The following is a 10,228-nucleotide window of genomic DNA, read 5'->3' as shown; positions in this document are numbered from 1 at the left end:
GCACCACAAACCAAGATCAAACCAGATCAGCCCAGCCTGCTTTGAGGACAGGCTCTAGGGCCTGCCTCAAAGCCCCGCTGTCCTACTGCGCGGTGCTCGCCACGGACGGGACTCTGAGACAGGCCCTCAGGCGCCCGCGCGGAGGGCGTCGCGGACGTCCATGAGGGCGAAGCCGAGGAGGTTGAGGCCGCGCCATTCGGACGGGCGCCGTGCCTCCGGCTGGTCCGCGGACAGGCCGATGCCCCAGACCGTGTCGTACGGGCTGGCCTCGACCAGGAGGCGGTCGCCGGTGGCGAGCAGGAAGTCCCGCAGCGCCGGGTGCCGGGTGAACTTCGCCGTGTTGGCCCGTACGACCAGGTCGTAGCGGTGCTCGGCCCAGGTGTCCTCGTCGAAGCCGCGCACCCGGCGTCCGGCGCCCTTCGCCTTGCCCGGGTCGTCCGAGGCCAGCACGAGCCGCTCGGCCTCCGCGTCGCCGAACAGCCGCGCCTTGCCCGCCATCATGAAGTGCTCCGCCGTGGCGTAGCGGACACCGTCGAGCGTGAACGGCGCCGGGTACCACTGGCTGAGACAGCTCTTGGCGACCCCGCCGCGCGCGGGCGGCCGGTGGCCCCAGAACCGCAGCGGCTCGGGCAGGACACCCGCCTTTTCCAGCCGGATGAGGTCGTCGACGCGCATATCCCGATCTTCCCGGCCGGCGCGCCGAGCCGCCAACCCGGTTTCCGCGCCGGTCTTAGGAGGTGGGGCGGGCGCTGCCGGCGATCTTCTCCAGGTCGGTGTCGGACGTCGCGTCGGGCACGCCCTGGTCGGCCATCACGATCAGTACGGACACCTCACCGCTCTTCAGGGGCACCGCGACCGCGTGTACGACCCCTCGCGGGGGAGAGCACGGCTCGTCGTCGTGCACGGTGACCGCCGCGGTGACCTCCGTGGCCCCCGTTCCGCTCGCGGACGGCGCCTTCGGAGCGCTCAGCGTCACGGCCGGCGCGGAGCCGCCGGTGTCCGGGGCGTAGCCGTAGGTGGCCCACGTGCGGGCCGCGTCCTTCGCGGCGCCGGCCGGGTCGGTCCGGCCGTAGCCCGCGACGGCGGTCTGGGCCCGCCAGCTCCCGCTGCGTCCCGGGCAGTAGCCCTCCTTGTAGACCGCGACGCCGCTGCCGGCCACCTCGGGCCGTCCGTTCGGGTCCTCGAAGCCGACGATCGTGTCCGCCGACTTCACCGACCAGGTGGACGGCGGCACGTCGTAGGTCAGGCCGTGCTTGACCGCGACGACGGCGTGCCATCCCGGCACCTTCGCCGGCGCGGACGGCGGTGGGGACGGCACGTACGACGGGACGCGCGGCCGGGTGGAGGAGGGCGACGGCACGGCGGCGGTGTGCCTCCCATGGCCCCGGGATCCGGCGACGGCGAGGGCCGCACCCCCGCCGACCACGAGCACCACCAGGACGACGACCACCGCCCGCAGACCGGCCGGCGGCCGGTCCGGCGGCGGAGGCAGGAACGTCATCCCCCCGGACCCGCCGGATTCCCCAGTCTCCCCGTACCCGGAGTCCCGGCCCGCCGGGTCGCGGCGACGCGACCGTCCGTAGCGCTGATCGTCGCCCCGCCAGACCATGCAGCGCACGCTACTGCAGCTGGTCCCGTTCGCGGGTTCGCTCCCGAAATCGCGCGGAACGCTCAGCCTCCGCGGGCGGCCGCGCACCGAGATCGGGGTCGACGTCGATCTGGGTCTGGACCTCGGCCGGCGCTGAACGTCACGTGGGCGAACGGTTCATCTCCCGGCTCTCCGGGCGGAGCCCGGCGACGTTCGTGGTGAGGAAGTACGCCGCGCCGCCCGTCAGGAGCACGGGCACGAGCCCGACGGAGGCCACCGCCGCCCCGCCGATGAGGCCGCCGAGCGGGATGCCGGCCCAGGCCAGCGAGTCGGTCAGCCCGCGTACCCGGCCGAGCAGTCCTCGTGGCACCCGCTCGAACGAGATCGCGCCCAGGATCGGGTTGAGGAAGCCGCCGCCGAGGCCGGCGACGGCGAACACCACGGCGACCGCCGCCGTCGGCACGCCGGCGGCGAGGATCAGGAAGCGCGGCGCCCCGGCGACCAGGAAGCCGATGAAGAACACCGGCCGGCGCGGTATGCGGTGCGCCACCGCGGCGGCGACCAGGCTCCCGCACACCGCCCCGACGCCGAGCACGCTGCCGACCAGCCCGATCCCGGCCGGTCCGGCGCCGGACTGCCGCGCCCAGACCGGCAGGAGCACCGACGAGAACGCCGCGTCGAGCAGGTTGGTGACGGCCACCATGATGGACAGGTTCAGCAGCAGCCGCTCTCCGCGCAGGAAGGCGAGAGCTTCGCCGAGCCGCCGCCAGTAGCCCGGCTCGGCCTCCGCGTTCCGCTCCGGCGCGTGTCCCATGCCGCGGGGCAGGCCCAGGGCGATCGCCACCGCCCCGAGCGCGAAGCACCCGCTGACCACGACGAGCCCGGTCAGCGCGCCGGCCAGCCCGATCAGGGCGCCCCCGGCCGCCGGTCCGAAGGCGGCGGCGAGCCGCTCGGTGGTGCCGGCCAGGCCGGTCGCCCGTTCGAGCGGCACCCGGCTGCGCTCGGCGGCCTCCGGGACGATGACCTCCTTGGACAGGTCACCCGGCCCGCGCGCGGCGCCGATCACCGCGACCATGGCGGACAGTGTCCAGAAGGACAGCAGGTGCAGCGCGTGGAACAGCGGGATCGGGGCGAGGGCGGCGCCGCTGACCGTGTCGGCGATCCAGGAGACGGTCCGCGGCCCGGCCGTCTCCACCAGCGGCCCGGTGAGCGCCTTGACCGTGACGTACGGGGCCATCTCGCAGAAGGCCGTCACACCGGTCTTGGTGGCGCTTCCGGTCGTGACGAGGACGAACCAGGGCAGCGCGATGGCCGAGATCCGGGTGCCGGTCTGCGACACGGTGAGGGCGGCGAGGATCCCCGCCAGGGGACGGAGGCTCCGGCCGCCGCCCGTGCCGGCGCGGTGCCTCACGGCTTCTCTCTCGCCGGGCCGCCGTCGTCTCCCGCCGCCTCAGGCGCGGAGCCGCCGGCGGGCAGGCCCGGTTCGGGCAGCAGGTGCAGGACGAGGGTGACGCGCTCGGCGTCCTCGGGTGCGGTGGCCGCCTCCTCCGGCCGGTCCGGCCGGTACCGGGCGAGCACCGCGCTCAGGTCGTCCAGGAGGTTCTGCGCCTCCCCGGGGCTCAGGCGCAGGGACCAGTCGCTCAGGTCGAACACATCCCGCCACGCATGGGGGAGCGTCTGGAACTCGTTCAGCGCCTGCTGGGTCTGCAGCACGTTCACGGCCGCGATGGACTGCAGGTAGGCGAGACCCGCCTCGGGGTCCTGGCTGAGCAGGTCCATGTCGGTGAGCCAGGTCCCGCGGTGCGCCGCGCGCCACCAGCGCTCCCGCGCGCTGCCCCGCCCGGTGTCCTCCTCGACGAAACCGGCGGTGCCGAGCTGGCGCAGGTGGTAGCTGGTCGCCCCGGAGGTCAGGCCCATCCGCTCGGCGAGCCGCGTGGCCGTCGACGGACCGTACTTGCGCAGCAGCCAGACCAGCTGGACGCGCACCGGGTGGGCGAGGGCGCGCAGCCCCTTCGCGTCCAGGACCACGTCCAGCCGAGGGTCGGGCCGCAGGCGCGGTTGGTCTTTTTCTGACATGTAACGACACGGTAGACCGCAAAGAACTCTTTGCAAAGATATGTTGGCGAATTCCCGTGCCGATCCATCATCAACGTAGAGAAATCATTCAGTTACTTTGAGTAAAAAATTCTGCTAGGGTCGCTGCGGTCGAGACGGCGGCATGCGGGAGGGTAATCATGGTGGTTATGACCTCGTTGCCCGAGTGGATCTACCCCGGTCCGGAGAACGGGTGGACGGCTGACGATCTCGACGCTCTGCCACCGGACGCGCCCCGGCGTGTCGAGCTGATCGACGGGGCACTCGTCCTCTTGTCGCCGCAGACCAAGTTCCACATGCTGGTCGTCAATCTGCTCACCGACTCGCAGGCCGGCATCCGCCCGCCGGCCGGGCTGACCGTCGTCCGGGAGATGACGGTGAAGCTCGGGCTGCGGCAACGCCCCGAGCCCGACGTCATGGTGGTCGCGGACGACGCGCTCGACGACCTCGACCGCACGTACTACCTGCCCGAGGACGTACGGCTGGTCGTCGAGGTCGTGTCACCGGACTCCGAGGACCGGGACCGGTTCACCAAGCCGATCAAGTACGCCGAGGCGGGCATCCGGTTCCTGTGGCGGGTCGAGCGCGACGGCCGCCGGCCGGTCGTCTACACCTACGAGCTGGACCCGTCGATTCGCGCGTACGTGCCCACCGGCGTGCACCATGCGCGGCTACGCACCGACATCGGGTTCGACGTCGACCTGAGCCTGGAGCTCGGCCGGCTCTGAACAGGTAACCGGCCCGTCACTCCGGTGGGTGTCAGCGCCGCGTACGGAGCGAGTCCGCCAGGGACGGCGCCTCGCAGCCGCAGGCGACCGGGTCGGCCGGGCCCGCCGGGCCCAAATCGCGGCCGGCGATCTCCTTGAAGAGGCGCGCGGAGGGGGAGCCGCCCACGAGGGCGTCGGCGGCGAGGATCACCGCCGCCGCCGTGTACGTCGACCGGTCGCTCGGGAAGTGGCGTTCGTTGGCGTACTGCCAGCCCGTCCAGTACGACCCGTCGTCGTGCCGCAGGTGCTGGATCGTGGCGAACAGCTCCAGCGCCCGGGCGGTGTCGCCCATCGCGTCGAGCGCGAGCACCAGCTCGCAGCTCTCCGCGCCGGTCACCCACGGCTGGTCCGAGACACACCGGCAGCCGAGGCCCTCGACGACGAAGGCGTCCCACCGCTCGTCGATCCGGCGGTACGCCGGGGCGCCGCGCAGGGGACCGCCGAGGATCGGGTAGTACCAGTCCATCGAGAAGCGGCTCTTGTCCGCGAACGCCTCCGGGTGGCAGGCGACGACGTGGCCGAGCTGGTCGGCGGCCAGCTCCCAGTCCGGCTGCGGCTCGTCGAGGCGTTCGGCCAGCGCGACCGCGCAGCGCAGGGACTGGTAGATCGAGGAACACCCGGTGAGCAGGGCGTGGTCGGCGACGGAGCCGTCGGCGTTCCGCATCCACATGATCTCGCCGCGGGCGCTCTGCAGGCCGAGCGCGAACTCCACCGACCGGCGTACGGACGGCCACATCTCCCCGGCGAACGCGAGGTCACCGGTCAGCGTGAGCTCGTGCCAGACGCCGACCGCGAGGTACGCGGCATGGTTGGACTCCCCGCCCGGCTCGGTCACCTCGCCCATGACCCACTTGGCGGGCCAGGAGCCGTCCTCGCGCTGGACGCCGCGCAGCCACGCGTACGCGCGGCGCGCCGGCTCGGTGAAGCCCGCGACGGACAGGGCCATCGCGGCCTCGACGTGGTTCCAGGCGTCCACGTGGCCCGGCACGCCGTCCACCGGGGCGAACCACGGGATGGCGCCCGAGGGCTCCTGCTGGGCGACGATCGACTCTGCGGTGGCGACGAGGTCTGCGGAGGTCAGGATCCCGGGTACGGCCTCAGGCCGCCGCATGGGCCTGCTCCCGCGACGCCGGGACGGCGGGCTTGGTGAAGTAGACGACGACGCTCTTGCCGATGACGGGGTTGAGCACCTGCTCGGCCAGCCGGGTGGCGAGCGGGCGCTTCATGATGTCCCAGACGAGCAGCTTGTGATAGGCGCTGGCGAGCGGGTGCTCGTCGTTGTTCACGCCGACGGCGCACTTGATCCACCAGTACGGCGCGTGCAGGCCGTGCGCGTAGTGGTGGCCGCCGACCTCGAACCCGGTCGCCTTGAGCTTGGCCTCCAGCTCGGCCCGCGTGTAGATGCGCACGTGCCCGCCCGGCGCGGTGTGGTAGTCCTCCGACAGCGCCCAGCAGATGCGCTCGGGCAGCCAGGAGGGCACGGTGACGGCCAGCCGACCGCCCGGCCTGAGCACGCGCAGGAGCTCGGCCATGGCCGCCATGTCGTCGGGGATGTGCTCCAGCACCTCGGCGGCCACGATCTTGTCGAAGGAGTCGTCGGGGAACGGCAGGCTGAGCGCGTCTCCCGTCACGGTGCGGGCCGAGGCGCCCGGGGGCACCTCGCCTTCGAGCTCCATCGCGCCGAACATGCGGGCGACTCCGGCGAGCTCCTTCTCGTCGCGGTCGAACGCCACCACGCAGGCGCCGCGCCGGTAGAGCTCGAAGGCGTGCCGGCCGGCGCCGCAGCCCATGTCGAGCACCTGCTCGCCGGGCGCGACGTGGAACCGGTTGAAGTCCACGGTCAGCAGGGCCGTGCTCCTCTCAGACGGTGCCCGTACGGCGGCGGGCGATGGCGTCTCGGTAGTGGCCGACGGTGGCCCGCGCGACCGCGGACCAGGTGAACCGCTCCTGTACGCGGGCGTAGCCGGCGGCGCCGACGCGCTCGCGCTCCTCCGGCGAGTCGTGCAGGCGCCGGAGGACGGCGGCCAGTTCCTCGACATCGCCCGGCTCGACGAGGATCGCGGCGTCGCCGACGACCTCGGGCAGCGCGCCCGTACGGCTGGCCACGAGCGGTGTGCCCGAGGCCATGTGCTCGACGGCCGGCAGCGAGAAGCCCTCGTACAGCGAGGGCACCGCGGCGATCTCGGCACTGGCCAGCAGCTCGCCCAGCTCCTCGTCGGAGATGCCGGAGACGAAGCGCACCCGGTCGCCGAGGGACAGCTCCCCGACGAGCTTGTCGGTCGGGCCGCCGGGCGTCGGCCGGCCGACCACGATGACGTGCACGTCGCGCTCGGTGGCCAGCTTGGCGACCGCGCGCAGCAGCGTCGCGACGCCCTTGAGGGGGGAGTCCGCGCTGGCGACGGCGACGATGCGGCCGGCAACGCGCTCGCCGCGCGGGTGGAAGAACCGGTCGTCGACGCCGAGCGGGAGGATGTGCACCTGCTCGGGCGCCACGCCGAAGTCACGGACGATGTCGTGCTTGGAGGAGCCGGAGACGGTGAGGATCGGCCCGATCCGGGCGGCGACGCGCGCCTGCATCCGGACGAAGCCGTACCAGCGGCGCTTGCCGAACTGCTCCTTGAAACCCTTGGCGGCCTGGATCTCGATGCGCCGGTCGACGCTGATCGGGTGGTGGATGCTCGTCACGAAGGGCAGGCCGAGGCGCGGGATGCCGAGGTTGCCGTAGCCGAGCACCTGGTTGTCGTGCACGACGTCGTACGAGTGCCGGCGCGCCCGCAGCTCGCGCAGCACGCGGAGGCTGAAGGTCAGCGGTTCGGGGAATCCGCCCGTGCGCATGTGGGCGAACTCCAGCACGTCGATCCAGTCGCGGAACTCCGCCAACTGCGGGGTGCGAAAGGGGTTCTCGTCGGCGTACAGGTCCAGGCTCGGCACGCGGCGGAGCGTGATCTCGTCGCGGTCGAGCTCGGGGTACGGCTGGCCGGAGAAGACGTCGACGTGATGCCCGAGGTCGACGAGCTCGCGCGACAGGTGACGGAGATAGACACCCTGACCGCCGCAGTGCGGCTTGCTCCGGTAGGAGAGGAGCGCGACGCGCAACGGTTCGTCTGCCTCGTTCACGTCCGGTCCTCCCGTAAACGCACACTCAGTGAACTATGACCATAGCCTGACCTGTCCGACCTGCGCGTTCGATATTAGGCACAGAGTCTAAAAGGTGGTGAACACCACTAACCGATCCGTACGGGCATCTCCTTGATGCCGTTGATGAAGTTGGACCGCAGCCGGCGGACCTCGCCCGCCGGGGAGATGTCGGGCATCCGCTCCAGCAGGGTCTCGAACAGCACGCGCAGCTCCAGCCGGGCCAGATGGGCGCCCAGGCAGAAGTGCGGGCCCCCGCCGCCGAACCCGATGTGCGGGTTGGGGTCGCGGCCGACGTCGAAGGTGTACGGCTCGGCGAAGGCGCTCTCGTCGCGGTTGGCCGAGGCGTAGAACACGACGACCTTGTCGCCCTCGGCGATGCGCCGCCCGCCCAGCTCGGTGTCGCGGGTCGCGGTGCGGCGGAACAGGTTGACCGGGCTGACCCAGCGCACGATCTCGTCCGGGAACGTCTCCGACAGCCGCTCGCCGCCGGCGGCGTGGTCGTCGCGCAGCCGTCGCCACTGCTCCGGGTGCTCGAAGAAGGCGAGCATGCCGCCGGACGCGGCGTTGCGCGTGGTCTCGTTGCCGGCCACGGACAGCAGCATCACGAACAGGTCGAACTCCTCGACCGACAGCTCCTCGCCGTCGTGCGGCTGCAGGAGCCGGGTCACGATGTCGTCGCGCGGCTCCTCGCGGCGGCGTACGGCCAGCTCGTTGGCGTAGGCGTACAGTTCGCCGGCCGCCTCCATGCCGTCGTCGCCCGGAGTACGGAACTCCGGGTCGTCCTGGGCGATCAGCCGGTTCGACCAGTCGAAGATCTTCTCCCGGTCCTCGGGCGGGGCGCCGAGCAGCTCGCAGATCACGTACAGCGGCAGCGGCGCGGAGATGTCGCGGACGAAGTCGACCTCGCCACGGCCGGCGAGACCGTCGAGCAGGTCGTCGCAGATGCCGCGGATGTGATCTTCGAGCCGGCCGACGGTGCGGGGCGTGAAGCCGCGGTTGACGATCGCCCGCTTGCGCGTGTGCTCCGGCGGGTCCTGGTTGAGCATCATCATCCGCTGGAGCACCAGATGCTCCTCCGTCGGCTCGTTGAACAGCGCGAGCCGGCGGTGGGAGGAGAAGATCTCCGGGTGCCGGGAGACGTGCACCACGTCGTCGTAGCGGGTGACGGCCCAGAAGTCCGGATTACCGGGATGCCGATAGACGGGCGCGTGCTCGCGTAGCCATCGGAATTGCTCGTGCGGGATACCACCGGTCGCGTACAGGTCGGGGTCGACGAGGTCGATGTTCATGGCACCGCCCTTGGGGGTCGGGGTATCCCGAGCGTAAACGACAACGCGGCTAAATGAAACGTGTTCTAGTAACGCGTTCTGAGGGGGTGAACCGCACCGGCATCTCCTTGATGCCGTTGATGAAGTTGGACCGCAGGCGACGCGCCTCGCCCGCCTGGCGGATGTCGGGCATGCGGTCCAGCAGCAGCTCGAACAGCACGGTCAGCTCCAGCCGCGCCAGGTGGGTGCCCAGGCAGAAGTGCGGGCCTCCGCCGCCGAAGCCCAGGTGGGGGTTGGGGTCGCGGCCGATGTCGAAGGTGTAGGGGTCCTCGAAGACGTCCTCGTCGCGGTTGGCCGAGGAGTAGAACATCACCACCTTGTCGCCCTCGCGGATGCGCCGGCCGCGCAGTTCGGTGTCGCGCAGCGCCGTACGGCGGAAGAGGTTGACCGGGCTGACCCAGCGCACGACCTCGTCGGCGGTGGTCCTGATCAGGCCGCGGTTGCGGACCAGGCGCCGCCACTGTTCCGGGTGCTGGAAGAAGGCGAGCATGCCGCCCGACGCGCCGTTCCGCGTCGTCTCGTTGCCGGCGATGAGAAGCAGCAGGATGAACATGGCGAACTCGTCGGCGCTGAGCCGGTTGCCGTCGGCGTCCGGCTCCAGCAGGCTCGTCGCGATGTCGTCGCGCGGCTGTTTCCTGCGGCGGGCGGCCAGCTCGTGCGCGTACTGCAGGACCTGGGCGGAGACCTCTCGCGCGTCCTCCGGCGAGGTGGCGAAGTCGGGATCGTTGGAGCCGACCAGCACGTTGGACCAGGCGAAGATCTGCTCGCGGTCCTCGACCGGCGCGCCGATCAGCTCGCAGATGACGTACAGCGGGAAGGGTGCCGCGATGTCGCGGACGAAACAGGCCTCGCCGCGGGTGACGACGTTGTCGATGAGCCGGTGGCCGACGTCGCGGATGTGCTCCTCGAGCTGCTTGATCATGCGCGGCGTGAAGCCGCGGTTGACGAACGCCCGCTGGCGGGTGTGCTGCGGGGGGTCCATGAACAGCATCATGAGCCGGTACAGCGCGATGTCGTCGTCGGCGAACTCCTCGAACATCGACGTGCGTGCGTGGGAGGAGAACAGCTCCGGGTGCCGCGATACGTGGACGACGTCGTCGTACCTGGTCACCGCCCAGAAGCCGGGCACGTGACCGTGCGGGTCCTCGTGCCAGTGCACGGGCGACTCGCGGCGCAGCCGGCGCAAGTCCTCGTCGGGGAAGCCCTGAGTCTCGTACAGCGCGGGCGTGATGATGTCGACGGCCATCGGGTCTCCTCCGGATCGACGTTCTGAAACACGTTCTAAACCAAGCGATTGCTAGGGTCAACGTGTC

Annotated in this window: 10 protein-coding genes; 1 reads left to right on the top strand and 9 read right to left on the bottom strand. The window is 71.5% G+C overall.

The genetic code is table 11. The features are described from left to right. Positions 1 to 126 precede the first annotated feature (126 nt). The 4 genes from ybiA to ABEA10_RS23595 all read right to left on the bottom strand — a co-directional run bounded on the left by ybiA (position 127) and on the right by ABEA10_RS23595 (position 3,664). Positions 127 to 675, bottom strand: coding sequence for a riboflavin biosynthesis intermediates N-glycosidase (ybiA, locus tag ABEA10_RS23610; protein WP_345467364.1), 549 nt, complete (start codon positions 673 to 675; stop codon positions 127 to 129). Between the two features lie 55 nt (positions 676 to 730). Then, positions 731 to 1,609 carry a DUF8017 domain-containing protein gene (locus ABEA10_RS23605; protein WP_345467361.1) on the bottom strand — a complete coding sequence of 293 codons (879 nt, stop codon included), beginning with the start codon at positions 1,607 to 1,609 and terminating at the stop codon, positions 731 to 733. Positions 1,610 to 1,748: 139 nt separating this feature from the next. Further along, positions 1,749 to 2,999 (bottom strand): MFS transporter, encoded by a 1,251-nt coding sequence (locus ABEA10_RS23600; protein WP_345467358.1) that lies wholly within the window; start codon positions 2,997 to 2,999, stop codon positions 1,749 to 1,751. Continuing rightward, the gene (locus ABEA10_RS23595; protein WP_345467355.1) at positions 2,996 to 3,664 is read right to left on the bottom strand and encodes a helix-turn-helix domain-containing protein; all 669 of its coding nucleotides are present in this window, start codon (positions 3,662 to 3,664) and stop codon (positions 2,996 to 2,998) included. Before ABEA10_RS23595 ends, ABEA10_RS23600 begins: the two co-directional genes overlap by 4 nt. 167 nt (positions 3,665 to 3,831) lie before the next feature. Between ABEA10_RS23595 and ABEA10_RS23590 the strand changes: the two genes are divergently transcribed. After that, the gene (locus tag ABEA10_RS23590) at positions 3,832 to 4,410 is read left to right on the top strand and encodes a Uma2 family endonuclease (RefSeq protein ID WP_345467353.1); all 579 of its coding nucleotides are present in this window, start codon (positions 3,832 to 3,834) and stop codon (positions 4,408 to 4,410) included. Positions 4,411 to 4,441: 31 nt separating this feature from the next. On the opposite strand, the gene ABEA10_RS23585 is transcribed toward ABEA10_RS23590, so the two are convergent. From ABEA10_RS23585 to ABEA10_RS23565, 5 genes are all read right to left on the bottom strand, one after another. Further along, positions 4,442 to 5,560 carry a prenyltransferase/squalene oxidase repeat-containing protein gene (locus ABEA10_RS23585; RefSeq protein ID WP_345467351.1) on the bottom strand — a complete coding sequence of 373 codons (1,119 nt, stop codon included), beginning with the start codon at positions 5,558 to 5,560 and terminating at the stop codon, positions 4,442 to 4,444. After that, entirely contained in the window at positions 5,547 to 6,296 is a 750-nt protein-coding gene (locus ABEA10_RS23580; RefSeq protein ID WP_329262304.1) for a class I SAM-dependent methyltransferase, read from the bottom strand. The genes ABEA10_RS23585 and ABEA10_RS23580 overlap by 14 nt, the downstream gene beginning before the upstream one ends. Before the next feature lie 13 nt (positions 6,297 to 6,309). Then, positions 6,310 to 7,566: a glycosyltransferase family 4 protein gene (locus tag ABEA10_RS23575; protein ID WP_345467349.1), complete on the bottom strand. Its 1,257-nt coding sequence runs from the start codon at positions 7,564 to 7,566 to the stop codon at positions 6,310 to 6,312. A 107-nt stretch (positions 7,567 to 7,673) separates the two neighbouring features. Continuing rightward, positions 7,674 to 8,876, bottom strand: a complete 1,203-nt coding sequence (locus ABEA10_RS23570) for a cytochrome P450 (RefSeq protein WP_345467346.1) — start codon at positions 8,874 to 8,876, stop codon at positions 7,674 to 7,676. Positions 8,877 to 8,925: 49 nt separating this feature from the next. Beyond that, positions 8,926 to 10,161 carry a cytochrome P450 gene (locus ABEA10_RS23565; protein WP_345467343.1) on the bottom strand — a complete coding sequence of 412 codons (1,236 nt, stop codon included), beginning with the start codon at positions 10,159 to 10,161 and terminating at the stop codon, positions 8,926 to 8,928. Positions 10,162 to 10,228 lie beyond the last annotated feature (67 nt).

The sequence above is a fragment of the Actinoallomurus oryzae genome (assembly GCF_039541955.1).
Taxonomy (GTDB): domain Bacteria; phylum Actinomycetota; class Actinomycetes; order Streptosporangiales; family Streptosporangiaceae; genus Actinoallomurus; species Actinoallomurus oryzae.
Note: the sequence above shows the minus strand (reverse complement) of the source record. Positions and strands in the feature narration are given on the sequence as shown.